Raw genomic sequence first — 20,586 nt, 5'->3', positions numbered from 1 at the left:
CTTTCCAGACATTGATTAGCTTGCGCAGCATGATACCTGATGTCACTAACTTGAAAATCAGTATTCAGTAAAGGCAAGTCATTCTGTGATTGAGGTCACTGGATATTAAGAAGGTGGTCAATAGTTAAACTACAGACCACCATTTTCAACATGGCAAACGTTTACCTGTGGTTAAGCCGTCAATAATTGCTTTTAACCCATCGACAAAGCCGGTTGAGGGCGAGCCTGTTGCCTTAGCTGAAAAAGCATCCAGACAGCCAGTGTGGTACTGCACAGTGGCAGGGCTATCCAGACACCATTGACTCCCCAGACTCCGGCCAATGCGAAAATAAACAAAGTGATCAGGATGAGTTTTCCGCCAGTCAACATTGTGGCCGTTTTAGCCTGATTGATTGACTGGAAGTAAGTCGCGCCGACCAGCAACATGCCTTCCATTGGTAACCCCCAGAAATAGAGTTGCATGCCTTCGATAGCGACTGGTTGCAGGGCAGCGTTATCACCGGCAAACAGGTAAACCACCCATTCCGGCATGCTGTACAGGAAGATGACTCCCAGCAAAGCAAAAGTGATGGTCGTACCAAAAGCCAGATTACGGGTTTTTGTGACGCGATCATGCAGTCCGGCCCCGGTGTTGTAGCTGGTAATTGGCTGAGTGCCGAGCGCAATCCCTTCAAAAATCAGGTAAAAGAATGCTTCGGTGTAACTGATCACCCCGTAAGCGGCCACATGGATGGGTTTCCCAACCCAGAGCAGTGCTTTGTTATGAAGGGTCAGGACCACGGACAGATAGAGGTACATCAGAAGGCTGGAAAAACCCAGTCGTACAATCTGCGTACAATGTTGCCAGCGCAAACGCAGGGTATCCCAGCCAATTCGCAGTTCGCTTTTTTCAGAAAAGAAATGTTGTAAGCACAACCAGGCAGTAGCCAACTGCGAGAGCATGGTCGCGATGGCAGCACCGGTCAGCGCCCAGGGGATCACGACAATGAACAACCAGTCGAGTATGACATTCAGTACCCCGCCGAAAATCATGATCAGCGTAACCCGGTTTGGCTGGCCGTCGTTTCGTAATAGTGCGGAGAAGGCCATCGACAGAATGGCAAAGGCTCCCATGGCGAAATACCAGAACAGGTAATCCTGCGCCATTTGCAGAATTTCCCCTTCGGCACCCAGCCAGATGAGTATCGGTTTGCTGAACATCATGCCAAGGCTACAGGTCAGGACAGATACAATAAGACACAGCGTGAAGGCATTGCCAACAATTTGTCGGGCTTGTGCTTTTTGTTCCTGACCCAGCTTGATGGAGACCAGTGCAGAGGCTCCCATGCCTATCATGGCACCCAGCGCATACAAAATGGATCCTATCGGGTAGCCAAGCATAATACCGGCAAGGCCGTTTTCACCGATGAAATGGCCGACAAACATGCCGTCAATTGCCACATAAACACCGGTGACCAGCATGGCGGCAATGGTCGGCAACGTGTAGCGGATAAACAGGCGATAAACTGAATCGTGCTTGAGCGGCAAATATGCGCTCGGGGAATCCTTTTCCATAGGGTCTTTCACGTCAATGTGTAATGAGCCGTCAGAAGCAGGTATTTGTAGACAGTGCGTGAACCGTGATCCCTTGTGAGGGGATGATGGATGGTATGCTGACCGGGCTGAAGGCCCAGTTGCTGCAATTGCGCCGGTAAGGACGTTTCAGGTACCAATAGTCGAACACCATCTTTCAAATATGCTTCTGTGTTTTCTGGCAGTTGCCCCAGCCACCAGGCAGGGATTTCCTTACTGGCTTTACTGCGATCAAACCAGTGGTCTGCTACTAATACCAGATGTTGTGGCAGATGGGTATCCGGTTGTGTGCCGAGATTGGCTGTTGTGGCAGCCGTACTGCTGCCTGCCTGTGCTTCTGTGTGTTGCTCAGATGCTGAGTGTGTTTCTGAATCTGCATTGGCCTGAGAAATGTCTCTTGTCTGCACAATCGCTTTGATGAGCGCCTGACGACGGGCAAGGTTTGCACTGAGCAGACGGTGTGCAATTACCCAAACCGCAAATTCATCAGACTGAATGCAGAATACCGGCTGCGATAATTGCTCTTCATTTTGCCGCTGAATCAACTCGGCAGAGAATCCGGCTTCTTTCAGGGTAGCGATGATTCGACGACACAGCGCTTTTCCGAGGTGATTTTCACGCATACCGCGGTTGTGAACAGTGGGATAGTGCTGTTCACACAACTGCAGACAATCAGACTGAAAGCGTTGAATGCTGGTTGAAAGGTAGTCAGAAACCAAATGAAATTCCGCCGATAAAAACCATGGTACAAAGAGAACCGGCTCCGGGATGAGGAGCCGGCTCTGAATCTTCAGTTTATCGTATCAGAAAAAATCGTATCTTCTATGTTATTTCAGGTGGTTAGACGGGATGAATGTTGCAGAATCACTATCTTCTCTACGCTTACACAACCTGAGGAACAGCCTTCGCATTTTTAGTTCCGGGGCGTACGACGGAAAAATCGGAAACAGAGCTTAATGATCAGGCGATAACCATTGCTGTCGACCAGAGGCTTCTCGTTTTACGGTGTCGCTCCGGCGGGTAGCCAGCGCTTAAAAGTGCGATAACGGCAAGCCAGAAGTACGAAAGCAAACAGCAGGTAGAGCAGGGGCTCGACGACACCAGATTTGACTGACCAGTAATAGTGCACCGGAGCCAGTACAACAGCAAGATACACCCAGTTGTGCAGTTTTTGCCAGCGAGTCCCCAAGCGTCGCTGCATACGTTGGGGTGACGTTGCAGCAAGTGCGCACAGAATCAGCCAGCACGCCGCGCCTACAGTCAGGTATGGACGTTCTGTGATTTCAGAGAGCAGCAGTGACCAGTCCAACCCCAAATCGAGAACAAGGTAAGCGGTCAGATGCAGAACCGCCCACGAAAAACTGTATAACCCGAGCAGTCGCCGTACCCGTACTAATAACCCTTGCTTCAGCCAACGGGCAACCGGCGATACACACAGGGTTAAAAGCAGGGTATTGAGCGCGGCTTTGCCGGTAAAATGGCTGATGCCTTGAACCGGGTCGGCCCCGAATCCACCGGTTAGCGTCAGTAAAACCAATTGCGCCACAAAGAGCAGAGACACAACATGAATCAGCGTTTTCAGCACGGTAATATGTCGGGGAGACAATTTGAGACGGTGCGGCATCGGCATCAGTAGTTCCTTTTCAAATCCATACCTTTATACAATCCGGCCACCTCACTGGCGTAACCATTAAACATTTGCGTTGGCTGGCGACGGCTGCTGAATAAGCTGCCTTCGCCGATAAAGCGCTCGCTGGCCTGGCTCCATCGAGGGTGATCCACCTTAGGATTAACATTGGCGTAGAAACCGTATTCATTAGGTGCCAGCAGGTTCCAGGTGGTCGGCGGCTGTTTGTCTGTCAGGGTAATATTGACGACAGACTTGATACTTTTAAACCCGTATTTCCAAGGCACAACAAGGCGGATTGGGGCGCCATTCTGGGGTGCCAGCGTTTTGCCATACAGGCCAACTGCGAGCAGCGTCAGCGGGTGCATGGCTTCGTCAAGACGAAGTCCTTCCACATACGGGTAGTCAATTCCACCGCCGAGGCGGCGTGAGGCTTGGCCCGGCATTTGTTTCGGGTCATAGAGGGTCTGAAAGGCAACGTATTTGGCGCCACTGGTTGGTGAGGCTTTTTTCAGCAGTGAAGCCAGTGGAAAGCCTATCCAGGGAACGTTCATCGACCATGCCTCAACACAACGCAGGCGGTAGATACGCTCTTCAAGAGGGAAGTGCTTATAAAGGTCTTCATAACCCAGTGTCGTTGGGTTCCGAACCATGCCTCCAACCTGAATATTCCACGGATTGGTGCGAAATTGCTGTGAATTGGCTGCCGGGTCAGATTTGTCTGTGCCGAATTCGTAGAAATTGTTGTACTTCAGAATCTTATCTTCGGGCGTCAGTGCCAGCTGCCGGTTAGAATATGAAGACGAGCGGGTGGCCAGAGCCCTGCGGTTATCCGGCGCGGGTTTTTTATCGCCTTCGAACAGGTCGAACAGACCGGCTTGAGCCTGACTCGCTAATGGAAGACCAACCATAGTGATCCCCAGCTTTTTCAGGATATCGCGGCGTTGCCGGTAGACGGTTTCCGGTGTAGCTTCATTTTCACTGAGTGACCAGCGGTTGGATTTTTTGATTAACATAGTGTCCTTTTCCCGTCGTTACGTTGAGCCATGCAGGCTCATCTCCGTGGCTGATAAGTGAGGTGACGAACCAGATCTCCACTGCCAAAAGAACAAGAAGTGCTCTGCTCAGTAGCATTGGGTAATGGGCAATGAAAAATACGGTTCCATCAGTCTGATTGATAAGACCTGAGCAGCGCAGAAAAAATTTCAAATAAATCGTGGCGATTAAGCCGTAACATTGCAGAGCGTTTCCAGACAACCTATCGTTGAAGCAGAACTTGTCAGAATATGGACTTGAAATTAACAGGAAAGGCGATACTGTTGCGGGCATCCGTCGTATCCATAAGAACAACATGAAAAAGCCTAAGCCAGCCTCCCCAAACATCAGTATTAATCGCCAAGGTTCCAGTTGTAACAGCCAAGGTATTGGAGCCTACCAACATGACATTTCAGATCGTCGACCAGTCATGAGTGAGGAAACGACTGGTTGTACGCATGACATCCAGAGTCAACACCGTGAGTTACTGGATTACTACGCAGGCATTGAGCTTCAGCATATCTATCTGGAAGTGTATGCCGAGCGGTATCACTCACTGCGGCAGTATTTTGAAGCGTATTACTGCTACCGGCACGGTCTGGTTACCCGACAGAATAAACCTGACTGGGCGCAGATTTTACCTCATGCGATGCCTTCAAAAGCCGCCAGAGCAACAGGCTATCTAAAGCTGTGTGTCAGCGAGTTAAAATTGCCGCTGGAAGTCATGGTCGGGAAGCTGAAAACGCTGGTCAGGGATGATGAATTGTCCGTCGCGGCCATTCAGCATTTATTGGAGCAAGAGTTAGCTTATGTACGTATCACCCGAGAAGAATGGAAGCGATTAAAAGACAAGGGGCTGCTGACGGCGATGCCTGCTGATTATTATCGCCCGGATGCGCAGTGCTATCAGGATGCAGACAGCCGATTCCAGCGAGCAGCAATTAGCTTTAGTTGAGTCTGGCTCCGTCAATGGATGTGCTGATGGGAGTATTCCTTGTCTGTTCAGGAAATGTTCAGGATGGTCTTACCTTTATTTCCTAACATACTGACAAAACAGGACTCACAGGATGACCAACATGGAAAAGACAACACAGGATAGCACGCAGCAGGAAAGAAAGTCGGCATTGATTGTGGAAGGCGGTGCCATGCGGGGAATTTTTGCTGCAGGTGTACTGGATCAGTATCTGGCGGCCAACTACCGCCCGTTTGATTTTTGTCTGGGCGTTTCTGCCGGTTCAACCAATATTGCGGCCTGGCTGGCCAATCAGTCCGGACGTTCCTATCGGGTGATTACCGATTACTCCTGTCGGCCTGAGTTCATTGACTTACTGCGGTTTGTGAAAGGTGGCCACTGGCTGGATTTGGATTGGCTGTGGGACATTACATTGAGAGAAATTGCGCTCGATACCGAAACGTTGTTTAGCCAGCATATTCCTTTCTATATTGTGACGACAGTGATTGAAACGGGTGAAGCTGCCTATATTAAGGCAACGGCGGAAAACCTTAATCAATTGCTCAAAGCCTCCTGTTCTGTGCCGATTGCGTACCGCGACTATCCTGAAATTAACGGCATTGCGATGACCGATGGTGGCGTAGCGGATTCTATCCCGGTGAAAAAGGCGTATGAAATGGGTGCCAGAGATATTACCGTGATCCTGTCACGTCCCCGTGGATACCGCAAAACGCCGTCACGCAGCCCCTGGCTGGTGCGCCATACGCTGGCTCAGACTCCTAAATTAGCGGATGCCATATTGAACAGGGCAGAGAGCTATAATCAGGCCATTGATTTTATCGATAATCCACCCGAAGACTGTAACATGACAGTGATTGCACCGCCTGCGGATTTTCTCGTTGGTCGCCTGACAACAGACAAGAAAAAGTTGGAGACGGGCTATCAGCAAGGTCTGGTAGCCGCAGGCATCTAGTATTGAGCCTGACCGCATCATGTTTGAAAGTACCGCATCATGTTTGAAAATGTGGTTTGAAAATGTGGCTTGATAGTGGGGTCGGGGTGCTGACTTTAACATATTCTGTTGCGCGATGTGAGGATAGCCACAATGCGAACTGAAATTCTGGGCTTTTCAGGTGGCTGTTACTGGTGTATGGAGGCAGTATTTCGGTCATTACGGGGTGTGATGAAAGTCTTACCGGGCTGGATTACGCCACGTGACCGTGTAATGGTTGATAGTGTCTTGGTTAATGGTGTTTTGACCGAGAGTGTGTTGGTCTGGTTTGACCCCGATGTGATTCCGATTGAAAGTCTGGTTGCCATTCACCAGCTTACACATAACAGCTCTTCCTCCCATGTCCGGCGTTCCCGTTATCCATCAGCAGTGTATGTCTATCACGGAGAACAATACTGTGCGGTTGAGAAGGCGCTGAATGAGTTAGCGTTGCAGAACGATAATCGTAATCACGTTCAGGCTTTGCAACATCGACAGGCCTCGCTATCCCAGCCTACGGCTATTTCAGCGCCAGTCACGCATTCACCGCAGATAGCTTCTTCGACTCGAATGGTTTCTCCAACTCGAATGGCTTCTCCAGCTCGAATGCTTTCGATGACACAAATCTTGATGATTCGTCGATTCACCTCCAGTGACCCGGGTATGCACGATTATTATTATGCCAACCCGGATCGCCCCTTTTGCAATGCTTACATCACACCCAAACTTTCCCGGTTACTAACGCACTATCGGGAGTTGGTGCCCGATGATAAGCAAACTGTGATTGCTGCACAGCAAGCCATTAAAAACCCCAAAAAATAAATGAATTGAAAAGGCATGAAAAAAGACGGGCCAAATGGCCCGTCAAAAGAGTGCAAGGAGCGTTAAGGTTCAGATATCGGCCACGTTAGGCGCCGATAATACCGCCGTCTTTACGGGTAATGCGGATAACGGATGAGCGAGGAATGGTGTTGCCGCCGTCAGGGAAGTGTGACGGTGCCAGTTCTTCGCCCGGATGCTGAACCCCGATGAACATGGTTTTCTGATCCGGACTGAATGTCAGGCCAGTGATCTCACAGGCGACAGGGCCAGTCAGGAAGCGTCGCACTTCACCGCTTTCCGGATCGCCACACAGCATCTGGTTGTTGCCCATGCCAGAGAAATCCCCTTCGTTGGTGTATTTACCGTCGGTTTGGATCCAAAGGCGACCAGCATTGTCGAAGCCGATACCGTCAGGGCTGTTAAACATATTGTCTTTATTGATGTTGTCGCTACCGCCCATCAGTCCTGTATGGACAGTCGGGTTACCGGCAATCAGGTACAGATCCCAGCTGAAGCGTTTTGCCGTATGATCTTTGCCAGAAGGTGCCCAGCGAACGATGTGGCCATAGGGGTTTTTGGCGCGCGGGTTAACACCGTCAACCGGCTGATTGTCCTTCACACCACGGTTTTTGTTGTTGGTCAGGGTACAGAATACGTGCTGGCTCTTTGGATTAACCGCGACCCATTCAGGACGGTCCATTGTTGTCGCGCCAACCTGAGTTGCTGCCTGACGGGCAAAAATCAGTATGTCTGCTTGGCTGGCAAAACCGTTCTCAGGTGTCAGACCATTTTTACCGAATGTCAGCTCAACCCACTCACCATCGCCTTTCAGCTCACCGTCTTTCGCATCGAACTTAGCAACGAACAGTGTACCTTCATCCAGCAGATCACGGTTAGCGGCTGGATTGGAAGCGTTGTATTTGTTCTTAGACACAAAACGGTACAGGTGCTCGCCTCGTTCATCATCACCCATGTAAACCACGACATGACCGTCGTTATTGATTGTCAGTGCCGCATTTTCATGTTTGAAACGACCCAGAGCAGTGCGTTTTTTAGGCGTGGCGTTCGGATTCATCGGGTCAATTTCAACAACCCAGCCATGGCGATGTGGTTCGTTTGGCGTCTTTGCTAAATCAAAGCGTGGATCATGCTTGTACCATTCGTAGCCGGCATCCTGCTCAGACAGGCCGTAACGGGCATAGGTACTGCTCAGGGCAACAGACGAGTTGGCACCAAAAACGCTGTTGAAGTTTTCTTCACAGGTCAGGTAAGTTCCCCATGGCGTCTGGCCGTTTGCGCAGTTATTGAATGTCCCCAGTGCTTTTTTGCCTGTTGGATCTGCCTCTGTTTTCAACAGGTCGTGACCGGCTGCAGGGCCTGTCATCATCATCTCTGTGTTGGCGGTGATACGGCGGTTTAGGCGGCCTGATTGATTGAACACCCACTGACCGTCTTTTTTCATCAGTTCGATCACCGAGATTCCGTGTGCAGCCTGAGATTTTTTCACGTCATCAGCAGACATGTTTTTGCCCTGATGAGCAAACAGGTATTCGTGATTGGTGTATTCGTTGTTAATCGCCATGACTGCACGATCGTCACTGATCTGGAAGAAGGTCATGCCGTCATTGTTATCGCCAAACTGTTGTTCCTGCGCCTGACTGTCTGCCCCCTGACTAAAGGCCGGAGCACCTTTAAATAGTGGGTCGCCCCATGAGATGAGTACGTCAGCCTGATAGCCTTCCGGAACGATAATCGTATCTGATGTTGAGGCTGGAATGCCTTTAAAACCCAGAAGCTTACTGTTGCTTTCAGCAGCAACAGCCGTTGCAACCGGTGTCGCTGCAAAAAATGCCACAGTACCGGCGGCCGTCGTCGCCTGCAGGAACTGCCTCCGGTTCAGCCCCTTGCTGATAATCTTATTAAATCCTGGTTCATCGTGGCGCTCAACACTGCTCATACTGTCTTCCTTTCGAAAATCTGATTTGAAGATTGTTATGTTTATTTGATGCGGCCACATGCTATATGCCAACTATGGCACTTAAGTGACTGGTGTGTGACAGAAATCTTACAAATGTGCCGATAAAACAGACATTAAAGGCATTTTTTTCGAATCTGACCCAAGGCGCCTGTGACTCAAAGCGAATGTGACTCATCGCCAATGTGACTTAGAGATTTGCTCTAAGACTCGGCCATCAACGCGCTGAATGACCAATAATAATTAATACAAGCCCGCTTAATCACTGCTGAGAGATCACGACTGCGGATTTCAACGTATGCTTATTAATGGCGGTTAAACGTGGATATTAATGCAACGACTCAAAGCATTCATTTGAAGATAAACTCGATATTGATTAGCGTACAAACCATTTTTTGTGTGGCTTAATTTCATTGAATCTTGATGTTGTAGGATTAACTTAAGATTAAATGATCATTTTTGGCCTAAATTACATTGATCTTGACTTTTATTGTCTAAAAATGGTTATATATTTTCATTGTGTTAATTATTACAGGGCTAAATATTCTTGCTGAGAGTGTTTGTCAGGATCATCATCTGACTTTTTAACGGGTGGAAAAACTCGCTCACTGGTCAAATAATGCTTCTGTAGAACATCCCTTCTGTAAGTTGGATGACAGTATGAGTAAACGTATAGACAAATACAGTATCGACAATACCGATTACACCGTGGGGCAGGACAACATCCAGAAATGGGGATTTGATGTCCATAACCCTGTGTTTGGAACCAGTGCTGGTCTGATCCTGCTGTTCCTGGTTGCAGTGCTGGTCAGTGACCCGGCAGCAGCTAAGTCGGTACTGAATGGTGTTAAAAACAGCATTATCAATGGGTTCGACGCATTGTTTATCTGGGCTGGTAACATTTTTGTGCTCTTTTGCCTGGCCTTGATTGTGTCGCCATACGGTAAGATTCGTATCGGTGGTAAAGATGCCGAAGCGGATTATTCCCGTACTTCATGGCTGGCAATGTTGTTTGCGGCCGGTATGGGTATCGGTTTGATGTTCTGGAGTGTGGCTGAGCCGGTTGCGTACTACACCGGCTGGTATGAAACACCATTAAATGTCACGCCGAACACGCCTGAAGCATTTGAAGTGGCAATGGGGGCAACCATGTACCACTGGGGTCTGCACCCGTGGGCAATTTATGGCGTGGTGGCATTATCCCTGGCATTTTTTGCTTTCAATAAAGGCTTACCACTTTCTATTCGCTCGATTTTTTACCCGATGCTGGGGGATCGCGTTTGGGGCTGGCCGGGTCATATCATTGATATCTTCGCGGTGCTTGCCACGATGTTTGGTCTGGCTACATCGCTCGGTCTGGGGGCTCAACAGGCGGCAAGCGGTATCGAACATGTGTTCGGTATTGATGGCGGCATTGGTCTTCAGGTGGCAGTGATTACGGTTGTGACCTTGCTGGCTATCTTTTCCGTTGCTCGCGGGATCGATGGTGGTGTGAAACTGCTGAGTAACATCAATATGCTGGTTGCGCTGGCACTGCTGATGTTTGTTGCGCTGGTGGGCTTTTCTGTTTCGATGAGCACAGTGCCGACGACGGTTGCCGGTTATGTGAAGAACTTTGTGGCGTTGAGTAACCCTCATGGCCGTGAAGACCAGGCCTGGATGCACGGCTGGACGGTGTTCTACTGGGCTTGGTGGGTGTCATGGTCACCATTTGTGGGGATGTTTATCGCACGAGTGTCGAAAGGCCGTACTATTCGCGAGTTCATGATCGCGGTGCTGATTGTTCCTACACTGGTAACAACACTGTGGATGTCCGTTTTTGGCGGTCAGGCGATTGATCAGGTCATGAATGGAATTGGTGTTCTGGGTGAGAAAGGTTTGACAGCGGTACCGCTGGCGATGTTTGAGATGTTTGAGTCATTGCCAATGAGCACGCTGCTGTCGGTTATCGCTATTATTCTGGTGATGGTGTTCTTTATTACCTCTTCAGATTCCGGCTCGTTGGTTATTGATAACATTACCGCGGGCGGTAAGATGGACTCTCCTATGCCGCAGCGTATTTTCTGGGCAAGTATGGAAGGGGCTGTTGCTGCTGTACTGTTGTATGTCGGTGGTACCGAAGCGATTGAAGCACTGCAGGCCGGTGCAATATCCACTGCCTTACCATTTGTCTTCATCCTGCTGCTGATGTGCGTCAGTCTGGTTATGGGCTTCCGCACTGAGCGCTTCCGCGACTGATTCATTCGACAAGCTTTTCAACAAAAACGCCGTCAGTTATGACGGCGTTTTTTTATGGCTTGTTTTTATATGGATATGGATGAATTGTGACTATAGCCAGATTTCTGACAACGGTGTATCCGGCGAAAAGTGATAGGCAATCTGCGCTTGCAGCAACTCCGCAGTGGCCAGTGCATCGGTCAGTGCGTGATGGGGATGATAGGCAGGCAACCCATAACGCGTTCGGCTTCGTCCCAAACGAACCGAGTTGGGGCGGATGCCCCGCATACGTTTCAGGAAACCGCCGTGATCCCGTTGTTGAATCGCGGACTCAATCGCCATGGTATCGACCACCGGAAAATGAATGCGTTCGCCCAGCCGGGATTGCAATGCTGCAGCCATGAATTCGCGTTCAATCTTATGGTAGTGGACCACGACCACTTTTCCGGCCAACGCGTTGAGCACTTCTTCCAGTATTTTCAATAAATCCGGTGCATTTTCCAGAGTGGAGTGGGTGATGCCATGAATGACCACAGATTCTTCGTTGAGCGGGCGCTTCGGGTTAACAAACCATTCTGCCGATTCCCGACAGCGAATACGCTGTAACGTGAATGGCACCAGCCCGATACTGATGATTTCATGTTTCTTCGGATCTAAGCCGGTAGTTTCAAAATCCAGCGCGACAAAAGGAACATCACAGAGTGGAGTATCGCCACTCACCATCGGCGCAGCGTAATACGCTTTCAGTCGTTCATCCTGCGCATTTTCTTGCAGGGTTCTGAAAAAGGTCGGCCAGTCAGGGGTGGCTCGGGTGTTGAGCAGCGGGCGACGCATTTGTTCGCGGGTGAAGGTAAAAATGCTCATTAGCGACGATTACCCTGATAACGGAATTTAATAAAGTTCTGGGCGTTGCTCAGAATCTGAAACGCGTCTTTCAGGTTTCGACGTTCGAAATCAGACATGTTTTCCGGCTCAATGCTGTTATCCGCCTCAATGCCGGCTTCAATGTCCAGCGCCTGATGGCGGATTCGGACCATGTAGATGAACTCCATCGCATCACGTAAATCCTGTCCCCGGCCTTTAGGTAAAATGCCGGCGTCAATGATGTCATCAAGACGTTCAAACGAGTTTTGCGAACGTGAACCAACGGCCAGCGCATGCACCCGAATCAAATCCGCCAGCGGAGCAGTCCCACGCCGTTTAAGGTTGATGGAATTGTTGTGTCGGCCATCTTTTTCCATCACAAAATCTTTAAAGAAACCCAGTGGCGGGGTACGGCTGATGGCATTTCGTGCCAGACAGGCCAGAAAACGGTTATTTTTTCGTGCCCGACGAACAATGAAGCTATTGAGTTGCTCTGCCCATTTGACCCGGCCGTATATACCGTCCAGATCAAAGAAAATGGAGCTGTTCAGCAAAGCTTGGGGTTTAGGGTTATCAATCCATTCTGCAAAACAGGCTTCCCACTGCGAGCGGGTTTTACGCCATTCAGCATTGGTTGCCATGATATCGCCGTCACAGTAGCTGTAACCACAGGCGGCCAGACCGTCACAAATGAAGGTAGCCAGTTTTTCGAAGTAAGCACCGTGTTTGGCTTCGTCATAACGATCATCAAGGATCAGTGCGTTGTCCTGATCGGTCACAATCAGTTGTTCGTCACGGGCCATCGACCCCAGAGCCAACAGGCAGTAGGGCACTGGTGGCGGACCAAACTCCTCTTCAGCCAGTTCAGCTAGGCGCTGTTTGAAACTGCGACCTATTACTGACATGGCGCTGCCGACCATGTGAGCGTTGGCGTCTTCGTTAACCATACGCACAAAGCAATCTTTGACCTGCTCAGATAACACCCGCAGGTCATGAACGGTTTTCTGCTGATAAATCGAGCTGACTAAGAGCAGGCTGTTCTGGGATTCGTAGCGGACAATGTCTGTCATGCCAATAATACCAATGGGATCGCCTTTGCGAATCACTGGCAGATGGTGCACGTTGTAGCGCAGCATGGTCAGCATGGCTTCGAACACATAAGCGTTGTGATCAAGAGTGATCACATCGGTGCTCATCACATCTTCAATCGGGCTGGTTGGATCAAGTCCCTTTGCCAGCACACGTGAGCATAAGTCGCGGTCAGTCAGTATGCCAACCAGCGGCTCAATGTCATCGTCCTCACCGGCAGGCATGGGGTTAACGACCAGAATGGCAGAGACATTTTCTTCTGCCATGGTCATGGCGGCTGCCTGGATAGTGGTATCGGCACCAACCTTCACGGGTTCACGGGCGAGGAGTGTGCGGACTTTCGAGGTGGTGAGATCGTTTTCCTCAGACTGGTTGGAAATGGCATTCCGCAGGCGGGCACTGTCTTCCACTTCGACAAAGTCAGCAAAGGAATCATACGATTCGCACAGCGAATTAAATACAGCTTCTGGAATGCAATAAACCAGTGTATCTTCAATAGCGCGGGCGGGCATGCGGACACGGTTATTCATCAGAAGGCCCATTTGTCCAAACAGGGCCCCCTCATCAATGCGGTTGTAAAGCTCACCTTTTCGACGATAAATCTCTACGGCACCGCTGCGGATCATATATAAGTCGTGAATGTCATCGCCAAAATTCACGATCATAGTATCTGCACGGTAGTATGCGACCTCGACGTTCAGGGCAACGTCCCGAAGGCTCTCCTCTGGGAGCTGGTTAAATGGCGGATACTGACTGATGAAATTCAGTATTTCGATTTGTTCGGCTTCCATGGTATGGCCTGTGTTGCTTGAGTGTTGCTAACCAGTATACATGAAACCGCATCAACCTGCTTTAAATTCAACCTGTTAGAAGGAAATGACAGTGACTTTGATGAAGAACTGCACCTATTGCGAACATGGCGATGAAATCCTTACGATTTTCAACTATGCCATTGAACATACAACGGCATTATATGAATACGAGCCCAGAACGGATGCGGTTATCAAAGCCTGGTTCGAGGGAAAAACAGAGCAAAATTACCCGGTGATCGGCGCGTTTACCCCAGATGGCACCCTGATGGGGTTCGCTACCTATGGTCGATTCCGTCCTCAGCCCGCTTTTCAGTACACGGTAGAGCACAGCGTATACCTTCACCCTGACTATTTCGGGCAGGGTATTGCTGCGCTACTGATGGAAGAGATTATCAGACAGGCTAAAGAGCAGGGCTATCACGTGATGATTGGCGCCATTGATGCCGAGAATAGCGCCAGCATTCGTCTGCATGAAAAACTGGGATTTAACGCCGCAGGGCTAATCACGCAGTCTGGTTATAAGTTTGATCGCTGGCTTGATCTGGCCTTTTACCAGTTGTTGTTAACGGAGTGATCTCTTGTCTGTTAACGTCAGGTGATGGTCAATTATGACGAAAATCTGATCAATTATGCGACGATAAACACTAAAACCCTGTTTTTTATTGAAGTCCTGGTTAATTGATACATAATACTGTTCATATATCCAGTTTATGAGACGAGGCTGTCCGGTCTGGTCATACGCGGAAGGTACAAATTCCATCTGCGTGTACGCCGGTAACTGGTACAGCCTGGTATGTGATTACAGTGGCTAATTTCAAAACACACCTTGGAACGGCCGCGCTAACCAGTAGTTTGGCGGCCACCGCTCTGCTTTCTGCAGGGCATGTTGTGCCGATCACCGCACTTTGGCTGATGTTGCTCGGCACCATCGGCGGATTACTGCCCGATATTGATTCTGACAACTCCACATCCATGGCGACCCTGTTTCGGTTGTTTGGAGGGTTAATCACATTCAGTGTGGTCGGTCACATCTATCAAATGGTGTCGATGCTTGAGCTGATTATTTACGGCACCTTCTGTTACTTCACCATTCGTTACAACTTTAAAGCAACTCTTGAGAAGCTGACCGTGCACCGTGGTTGCTGTCATTCGGTCGCTTTTATCATGCTGGCCGGACTGTTTGTCGTCTGGCTACTGCACTTGCTGGGCTATCAGGAGGTAACGGCGTGGTTATCCGGACTGTTTATTTTCAGTGGCGGAGCCGTTCACCTGCTATTGGATGAAATCTACAGCGTAGATTTAGCCAACCGGCGGCTAAAAATGTCATTCGGATCTGCGTTGAAGATTTTTTCGCCACGAAATCCGTTCCTGAGTGCCTTACAGTGCCTGTTAATTGCGGCACTGTATGTTCATAGTCCACCGCTGGAGAAAACCTGGCAGACACTTTCTCATTGGAGTGACTTTCGGTTTAAGCCAGATTGGCTGAACAGGAAAGATGTTGTCGGATTTTTTGATAGTTTGTTGGCTTCGACACGTGACAGTATTCATCATGGTCAGTAACGAGTCCATGTCGTGGCGGGGGATTTGCAGTTGTTGCTGACGAAGTGCGCATGCTGGCTGCCCGAACACAAGATTCAATCCGTGAAAAACAGGTGCTCTGTGATGATTAACCACTAAACATCATTGCAGGGTGTTCATTCAAAAGGGAGCTTTGGCTCCCTTTTGTGATTGAACGGTTGTTGTCGTTATGACAGTAAAACAGTGAGGAAATCTAAGTCGTTTAAAGGTCGGGGAGTTATAAGGATAAAGCCCTGAAGCCTTGCAGAAAAACACCAGAGAATCATGGCACTAAAGTCACTGTGTTCATTAATGATCGTAACAGCGGGATGTGCATAACAGGTCAGGGGGCTTTTTAATTATTGGCTTTTATTTAGGTTAGGGGAGTTGCTTATCGGCCTTTTGCCTGCAAATGTCGTGAAAAGCGACGACTTGGTTCTTACCATGTTTTTTGGCGTGATTCAGCGCAATATCTGCCTGACGGACTAATTGCTGAGCATGGTAATTGCCGTCCTGCTGCGTTTGTGTGCCGATACTGATGGTAAAGGACAGGCATTTGTCATCCTGAACCGTGACAGACTGATGCGCCACATCCTGACGCAAGCGCTCAGCCAGCATGTGGCAGTATTGTTGCGGCGTATTGGGTAACAGGATCAGAAATTCCTCGCCGCCCCAGCGCCCGATGAAATCTGTCTGTCGGAAACTGTTTTTACAGCTTTGGGCAAACAACGTAATGACATCATCGCCGACATGATGGCCATAGGTGTCATTGATGGTTTTAAAATTGTCGACGTCAATAAACAGACAGGAAATCGGATAACCATACTTGCGGGCACGGCTGATTTCACATTCCAGAATGCGCTCAAATCCATGCCGGTTTGTCAGCCCTGACAATGAATCAATGTAGGCTTTTTTCTCTAATGAACTAAAGTCGTTGTATTTTTCGGTAATGTCGATGACCGAAAGTTGGACCGCCATCTTGTCTTTCCAGTGAATGATAGACTCGGCAATCAGAACATGAACGACTTCACCAGAAGGTTTGGTCAGGCGGAAGGTCAGAATACGTGGTGATGCCTGGCCACTCATCAGTTCAGCGTAAAATGCCCGTTCGGCTTGAGGGTCACAATCACACAAAACGCTGAGCAGGTCGGGTAAGTTAAGCAGGGTGTCTGGATTTTCGGCACCAAAAATTCGGCATAAGTTGTCGTCAACATACTCAATGTTGAAATGGTCATGAATCAAAATCCCGAATGTCGACGCAAACGCATTATCCTGATCTTGTTGTAATCGTGGGTATTTCGCCATCAATTGTACTACTTTTCGTGGCCTGTCTGAGAATCGTTTTTTATGCCTCTACGGCATCATTAATAACACAGATATCAATATCATTAATATGTGATGTTGATTCCAAAAATTCAAGGGTAATCGTATTTTAAACGTTAATTACTTTTAAGAATCAGACCTCTGTCATCTTTTTAAATCATGCATACGGTTCGTAAAGAATGCACATGAGTGTAAAGAAAGTTAGACGTTATTTGTCTGATGAAAACTTGTTGTTATGAAATTGTTGTGTTCCAATGTTTTCAACAAAAATACTCAGGACAACAAGATGTTAATGACATTTGGCTATATGTTTGGTGGCGCATGGCTAGGCACCTTGAGCGGGGTCCCTATGGGCGGGATGTTTGGTGCAATGATTGCTGTATTAATGGGCGGCAAACTACATCGGCCAATGATATTGCCAAATGTAACATTAATAATTATCCAGATTGTACTGGGTGTTAGTGTCGGCAGCCTGCTTGAAGTGAAGCAGTGGCAGGAAACGTTCACTTTTGAGTTAGGTGTCGGGCTAGTGTTTTGCTTGTCATTACAAATGCTGACAGGGTATTGGTGGTTGAGAAAAATGGCTAATTGGGGCAAAGACGAAAGTTTGCTCGGCTGTTTTCCCGGTGCAATGGGCGCGGTACTGGCCATTGCCGACAGCCAGAAAGCGCCGTCACAGCGTGTAGTTTTCACCCATACTGTCCGGCTCGTTACCCTGATGTTGTTGGCCACGGCCATTGCTATGTACGGTTTACCCGAGGTCACGCAAGCCGCTCAGGCGGCGGAGGTTGTTGATGTCGAGCCACCTGTGGACATGGCGATATTGGGCGCAGTAATGCTGGTGTCCTACGTGGCTGGATTCGGACTGGGAAAATGGGGGTTGCCCGCAGCTTATATGGTCACCAGCCTGGTTGTCACAGCTGGTGCTCGTTACTGGTGGCCGGACGCAAATGTAAGGCTGCCGGAGGCAACCGGGATGATAGCCATGGTACTGCTCGGGGGGCTGGTTGCTGTGCGAATTCAGACGGTCACATTTCGGCAGATGCTTAGCTATATGGCTGCAGGCGTGGCGGTAATGTCACTGGGACTGTTGGTGACCCTGTTGGTGGCATTGGTGTTCAGCTCGCTGACTGAAAAATCGTTTCTTGTGCTGGTGATGTCCTGGGTGCCGGGAAGTGTCGAAGCCATGACGGCAACCGCGCTGATGTTGGGGTTGGAACCGGCTTTTGTGATGCTGAGTCATGTGATTCGTTTATTGGTCTTGCACATATTGCCGGTCATTTGGATGTGTAAAAACAAGTGGGCGGCCAACAGGGTCTGAAGGCTGACATCGATTCAGAGACGACGTCTGACATGACTTTGGGTATGGCATCTGGCTCATTCGTTGAAAATTATAAGAAGTAGTGAAGAATCTTGGTTCCGCGCAATGTCGTTCTTTGTACGATCAAAGTAGGGTGCATACACCGAAAGGGTGGCGAAGCGTTGCCCTTGGTGTCAGTTGCTCTTGGTGTAGGTTGCCTTGGCCGTAAATGGGGGGCGTGATACTAAATTCCATGCCCCAAGATGGTGTGATGTGTGATGTGTGATGAGCGCCAAACATTAACACTATTGACGCCATAGGCTCTTGTTAAGCGTTTTAAGCTACATCACTGGCAAAATACTGTACCACCTCAGTCAAATCATGCTTCAAATATTCTAATGTGTGAGGTTGAACGAAATGAAATTTGAAATCTTCCTCACTATCAAACCTTTCCCACAATAAAAAGCGACTCTTATCATTGATGCATTGATGAAGTGTAAAAATTGAGCATCCTGGCTCTTTTAATGTCTCATCGCAAAGTTTCTTAAGGTGTTGAAATGCTATATTGATGTCCACAGATTCTTTGACTTTTAACTCTGCTGTAATGTAATAACCTTTGTTAAACATGAATGACTCCTTTTTAGTGAAGTCAGTACACTAACTCCTAGAGTTCACTCTAGGTCAAGTATTTTTTCGTCATACGCGTTTATTTTGTAGCGTACTATTTCTAACTCATCATTCAGTCGTTCTATCTCGCGTTCTAAATTGACCTTATGAGTTAAAAGTAATAATTTTCTATCATGTAATGTATTAGTGCCTGCTAAGCGTAGTTTCGCAAACGTTTTGATTTCCGCTAGTGGCATGCCTGTAGATTTTAATCGCTTAATCCAAGTCAACCATTCGATATCTGTTTGATCAAATATGCGTTGTCCAGAAACATTTCTACGAATATTCAGTAATAGTCCTTCTTTTTCATAGTACCGTAGCGTATGAATTGAAATATTTGTTTTTTCTGATACTTCAGAAATTTTCATATTAACTCCCTATTAAACGCTTTGTATGTGCACTTTAGAGTTTTTGTGAATAATTAAGTTCTATTTCTTGTGTCGAATTGAATTGGTTAAACATGACAAATATCTTGTAAATGATTCTGTAAAATCACCTACGTCATCTTCATTACCGTCTATAGCATTCAGAACAATAGATGCATAACTTAAAGTATGATGTGCATAGCAAACTGGTTCTGCAGTTTCCCAATCTCTTTGCAATTCTGATTCAGGTAAATAATGGCGCCAATTTGACAAATAATTCTTGATTAGCTTCTGCTTCAAACTCGTTTCTGAAAACTGATAAATGAAATTACCGTCCATAAATGGATGAGTAATGCAAGCATCACTCCAATCAAAAAACAAATAAGATTCGGCAGTTCTTGCCATGTTACCTTCATGTAAATCGCCATGAACAAGACAATCTGGCAAAGAATATTCTTTAAGCTTGTGAACTGCTATTTCTAATTTCGACAAAAGGTTATTATCAAAAACAATATTTTTATCGTTTAAAATCGCTGCAATCTTGGGTTGGTTAAAATGCCAAATGAGTTGTGTTGCTAAATTTTCGATACTTCGTGATTGGCACCCTGATTGTCGTAACTTATTAATATGCTCAACAGATAAACTCTGTACCTCCCCCCATATCTGGTATGCGTCATTCCACACCGTCAAATCTACATCTTCACCCAGCGGTTCCCCAAAATCACTAGTTAGTTGCCAACGTCGATCTTTATTAATAGCTAAAACATCCGGCACTTTATCCTTGAAAATATGAGCAAGAAGGTTACAGACACCCGCTTCATTAGAGAACAGTGGCAATGATGCTGTTGCTTTAAAATATACATTTCCTTTTTCTGTTGGAATGCGCCACACATCACCTAAAAACCAATCTTCGACAATGATTAATTCATCAACTTTCTCGTAATTTAGTTGTTTAAGTGTATTCTCGATCCAGTATTTGGCATCAAGCTTCCAATCGGAAAGGTGTTTAGAACAGGGTTGAGTACTCATTCAAAGTTTGCCTTTAACTATGCGCTTGTCAATATGCGCTATTCCAATGGTATGGTGCATTATGTCCAAATTTTCTATCGAGCGTTTAAAGTCATCACTCTTAAACAGCTTGTATGGATAATAAGCTTGCCACTAGCAGAGTAATAGAGATACTGAGCCTCAATCTAAATTATCTGGTGTATGAAGATTGGTACCACATACTGTACATTTGTAATCACCAGTTGCTTCACCTTCCATTAATGCACCAACTATTGCAGCAAATAGACCTGAGAAGAAACCTTTAGCTTTTTTCTCAGTTACTTCCTTTGGCTTAGAGAAACTTACGTACCTATGCAGCGTAACTTCTTTACAATTACAACAAAACGCCCTTGTCTCTTCAGAACCGTACAT

Annotated in this window: 19 protein-coding genes; 7 read left to right on the top strand and 12 right to left on the bottom strand. The window is 47.8% G+C overall.

Annotated elements, in window-relative coordinates; all coding sequences use genetic code 11:
- Positions 1-192: 192 nt before the first annotated feature.
- The 4 genes from PGW97_RS20705 to msrP all read right to left on the bottom strand — a co-directional run bounded on the left by PGW97_RS20705 (position 193) and on the right by msrP (position 4,215).
- Positions 193-1,554, bottom strand: coding sequence for an MATE family efflux transporter (locus PGW97_RS20705; protein ID WP_047885817.1), 1,362 nt, complete (start codon positions 1,552-1,554; stop codon positions 193-195).
- Positions 1,555-1,562: 8 nt separating this feature from the next.
- The gene (locus PGW97_RS20700; RefSeq protein WP_273859681.1) at positions 1,563-2,291 is read right to left on the bottom strand and encodes a hypothetical protein; all 729 of its coding nucleotides are present in this window, start codon (positions 2,289-2,291) and stop codon (positions 1,563-1,565) included.
- Between the two features lie 281 nt (positions 2,292-2,572).
- Positions 2,573-3,202 carry a protein-methionine-sulfoxide reductase heme-binding subunit MsrQ gene (gene msrQ / locus PGW97_RS20695; protein WP_273859680.1) on the bottom strand — a complete coding sequence of 210 codons (630 nt, stop codon included), beginning with the start codon at positions 3,200-3,202 and terminating at the stop codon, positions 2,573-2,575.
- Complete coding sequence (msrP, locus tag PGW97_RS20690; RefSeq protein WP_047885815.1) at positions 3,202-4,215, bottom strand: protein-methionine-sulfoxide reductase catalytic subunit MsrP; 1,014 nt, start codon at positions 4,213-4,215, stop codon at positions 3,202-3,204. The genes msrQ and msrP overlap by 1 nt, the downstream gene beginning before the upstream one ends.
- Before the next feature lie 335 nt (positions 4,216-4,550).
- Between msrP and PGW97_RS20685 the strand changes: the two genes are divergently transcribed.
- The 3 genes from PGW97_RS20685 (at position 4,551) to PGW97_RS20675 (ending at position 6,999) form a co-directional block, all read left to right on the top strand.
- A complete protein-coding gene (locus PGW97_RS20685; RefSeq protein WP_242551903.1) occupies positions 4,551-5,189 on the top strand; it encodes a hypothetical protein in 639 nt (212 codons plus the stop codon).
- Between the two features lie 121 nt (positions 5,190-5,310).
- Entirely contained in the window at positions 5,311-6,159 is an 849-nt protein-coding gene (locus PGW97_RS20680) for a patatin-like phospholipase family protein (protein WP_047886320.1), read from the top strand.
- Positions 6,160-6,291: 132 nt separating this feature from the next.
- On the top strand, positions 6,292-6,999 hold the full coding sequence (locus PGW97_RS20675; RefSeq protein WP_047885814.1) for a peptide-methionine (S)-S-oxide reductase: 708 nt from the start codon (positions 6,292-6,294) through the stop codon (positions 6,997-6,999).
- An 85-nt stretch (positions 7,000-7,084) separates the two neighbouring features.
- On the opposite strand, the gene PGW97_RS20670 is transcribed toward PGW97_RS20675, so the two are convergent.
- On the bottom strand, positions 7,085-8,956 hold the full coding sequence (locus tag PGW97_RS20670) for a PhoX family protein (protein WP_273860614.1): 1,872 nt from the start codon (positions 8,954-8,956) through the stop codon (positions 7,085-7,087).
- Positions 8,957-9,634: 678 nt separating this feature from the next.
- Here PGW97_RS20670 and PGW97_RS20665 point away from each other — a divergent pair.
- Positions 9,635-11,212, top strand: a complete 1,578-nt coding sequence (locus PGW97_RS20665; RefSeq protein WP_273860613.1) for a BCCT family transporter — start codon at positions 9,635-9,637, stop codon at positions 11,210-11,212.
- A 90-nt stretch (positions 11,213-11,302) separates the two neighbouring features.
- Here the strand turns inward: PGW97_RS20665 and PGW97_RS20660 are convergent, their stop codons facing one another.
- Both PGW97_RS20660 and PGW97_RS20655 read right to left on the bottom strand, forming a co-directional pair.
- The gene (locus PGW97_RS20660; protein WP_047885811.1) at positions 11,303-12,055 is read right to left on the bottom strand and encodes a 3'-5' exonuclease; all 753 of its coding nucleotides are present in this window, start codon (positions 12,053-12,055) and stop codon (positions 11,303-11,305) included.
- The gene (locus PGW97_RS20655; protein WP_047885810.1) at positions 12,055-13,935 is read right to left on the bottom strand and encodes a DUF294 nucleotidyltransferase-like domain-containing protein; all 1,881 of its coding nucleotides are present in this window, start codon (positions 13,933-13,935) and stop codon (positions 12,055-12,057) included. The genes PGW97_RS20660 and PGW97_RS20655 overlap by 1 nt, the downstream gene beginning before the upstream one ends.
- Positions 13,936-14,035: 100 nt before the next feature.
- Here PGW97_RS20655 and PGW97_RS20650 point away from each other — a divergent pair, with 100 nt between their 5' ends.
- A complete protein-coding gene (locus PGW97_RS20650; protein ID WP_273860636.1) occupies positions 14,036-14,530 on the top strand; it encodes a GNAT family N-acetyltransferase in 495 nt (164 codons plus the stop codon).
- A gap of 230 nt (positions 14,531-14,760) precedes the next feature.
- Positions 14,761-15,516, top strand: coding sequence for a metal-dependent hydrolase (locus tag PGW97_RS20645; protein ID WP_047885808.1), 756 nt, complete (start codon positions 14,761-14,763; stop codon positions 15,514-15,516).
- Between the two features lie 375 nt (positions 15,517-15,891).
- Here the strand turns inward: PGW97_RS20645 and PGW97_RS20640 are convergent, their stop codons facing one another.
- Positions 15,892-16,818, bottom strand: coding sequence for a GGDEF domain-containing protein (locus PGW97_RS20640; protein ID WP_273860612.1), 927 nt, complete (start codon positions 16,816-16,818; stop codon positions 15,892-15,894).
- 304 nt (positions 16,819-17,122) lie between these two features.
- On the opposite strand from PGW97_RS20640, the gene PGW97_RS20635 reads away from it, so the two are divergent.
- Positions 17,123-18,157, top strand: coding sequence for an AbrB family transcriptional regulator (locus PGW97_RS20635; protein WP_273860611.1), 1,035 nt, complete (start codon positions 17,123-17,125; stop codon positions 18,155-18,157).
- A 315-nt stretch (positions 18,158-18,472) separates the two neighbouring features.
- Here PGW97_RS20635 and PGW97_RS20630 read toward each other — a convergent pair whose 3' ends face one another.
- The 4 genes from PGW97_RS20630 to PGW97_RS20615 all read right to left on the bottom strand — a co-directional run bounded on the left by PGW97_RS20630 (position 18,473) and on the right by PGW97_RS20615 (position 20,586).
- Positions 18,473-18,763, bottom strand: a complete 291-nt coding sequence (locus tag PGW97_RS20630) for a putative quinol monooxygenase (protein WP_273860610.1) — start codon at positions 18,761-18,763, stop codon at positions 18,473-18,475.
- 44 nt (positions 18,764-18,807) lie between these two features.
- A complete protein-coding gene (locus PGW97_RS20625; RefSeq protein WP_047885806.1) occupies positions 18,808-19,170 on the bottom strand; it encodes a MerR family transcriptional regulator in 363 nt (120 codons plus the stop codon).
- A gap of 60 nt (positions 19,171-19,230) precedes the next feature.
- A complete protein-coding gene (locus tag PGW97_RS20620; protein ID WP_273860609.1) occupies positions 19,231-20,196 on the bottom strand; it encodes a phosphotransferase in 966 nt (321 codons plus the stop codon).
- 159 nt (positions 20,197-20,355) lie between these two features.
- Positions 20,356-20,586, bottom strand: a complete 231-nt coding sequence (locus PGW97_RS20615; protein WP_207104245.1) for a hypothetical protein — start codon at positions 20,584-20,586, stop codon at positions 20,356-20,358.

This window comes from Photobacterium sp. GSS17, assembly GCF_028621875.1.
GTDB classification, from domain to species: domain Bacteria; phylum Pseudomonadota; class Gammaproteobacteria; order Enterobacterales; family Vibrionaceae; genus Photobacterium; species Photobacterium ganghwense.
Note: the sequence above shows the minus strand (reverse complement) of the source record. Positions and strands in the feature narration are given on the sequence as shown.

What these genes read in the sequence shown, in the direction of transcription:
- PGW97_RS20615 (WP_207104245.1), bottom strand. Translation starts at nt 20,586, where the DNA reads ATGTACGGTTCTGAAGAGACAAGGGCGTTTTGTTGTAATTGTAAAGAA.
- PGW97_RS20630 (WP_273860610.1), bottom strand. Translation starts at nt 18,763, where the DNA reads ATGTTTAACAAAGGTTATTACATTACAGCAGAGTTAAAAGTCAAAGAA.
- PGW97_RS20670 (WP_273860614.1), bottom strand. Translation starts at nt 8,956, where the DNA reads ATGAGCAGTGTTGAGCGCCACGATGAACCAGGATTTAATAAGATTATC.
- PGW97_RS20650 (WP_273860636.1), top strand. Translation starts at nt 14,036, where the DNA reads ATGAAGAACTGCACCTATTGCGAACATGGCGATGAAATCCTTACGATT.
- PGW97_RS20620 (WP_273860609.1), bottom strand. Translation starts at nt 20,196, where the DNA reads ATGAGTACTCAACCCTGTTCTAAACACCTTTCCGATTGGAAGCTTGAT.
- PGW97_RS20660 (WP_047885811.1), bottom strand. Translation starts at nt 12,055, where the DNA reads ATGAGCATTTTTACCTTCACCCGCGAACAAATGCGTCGCCCGCTGCTC.
- PGW97_RS20640 (WP_273860612.1), bottom strand. Translation starts at nt 16,818, where the DNA reads ATGGCGAAATACCCACGATTACAACAAGATCAGGATAATGCGTTTGCG.
- PGW97_RS20680 (WP_047886320.1), top strand. Translation starts at nt 5,311, where the DNA reads ATGGAAAAGACAACACAGGATAGCACGCAGCAGGAAAGAAAGTCGGCA.
- PGW97_RS20625 (WP_047885806.1), bottom strand. Translation starts at nt 19,170, where the DNA reads ATGAAAATTTCTGAAGTATCAGAAAAAACAAATATTTCAATTCATACG.
- msrQ (WP_273859680.1), bottom strand. Translation starts at nt 3,202, where the DNA reads ATGCCGATGCCGCACCGTCTCAAATTGTCTCCCCGACATATTACCGTG.
- PGW97_RS20685 (WP_242551903.1), top strand. Translation starts at nt 4,551, where the DNA reads ATGAAAAAGCCTAAGCCAGCCTCCCCAAACATCAGTATTAATCGCCAA.
- PGW97_RS20665 (WP_273860613.1), top strand. Translation starts at nt 9,635, where the DNA reads ATGAGTAAACGTATAGACAAATACAGTATCGACAATACCGATTACACC.
- msrP (WP_047885815.1), bottom strand. Translation starts at nt 4,215, where the DNA reads ATGTTAATCAAAAAATCCAACCGCTGGTCACTCAGTGAAAATGAAGCT.
- PGW97_RS20705 (WP_047885817.1), bottom strand. Translation starts at nt 1,554, where the DNA reads ATGGAAAAGGATTCCCCGAGCGCATATTTGCCGCTCAAGCACGATTCA.
- PGW97_RS20635 (WP_273860611.1), top strand. Translation starts at nt 17,123, where the DNA reads ATGTTAATGACATTTGGCTATATGTTTGGTGGCGCATGGCTAGGCACC.
- PGW97_RS20655 (WP_047885810.1), bottom strand. Translation starts at nt 13,935, where the DNA reads ATGGAAGCCGAACAAATCGAAATACTGAATTTCATCAGTCAGTATCCG.
- PGW97_RS20675 (WP_047885814.1), top strand. Translation starts at nt 6,292, where the DNA reads ATGCGAACTGAAATTCTGGGCTTTTCAGGTGGCTGTTACTGGTGTATG.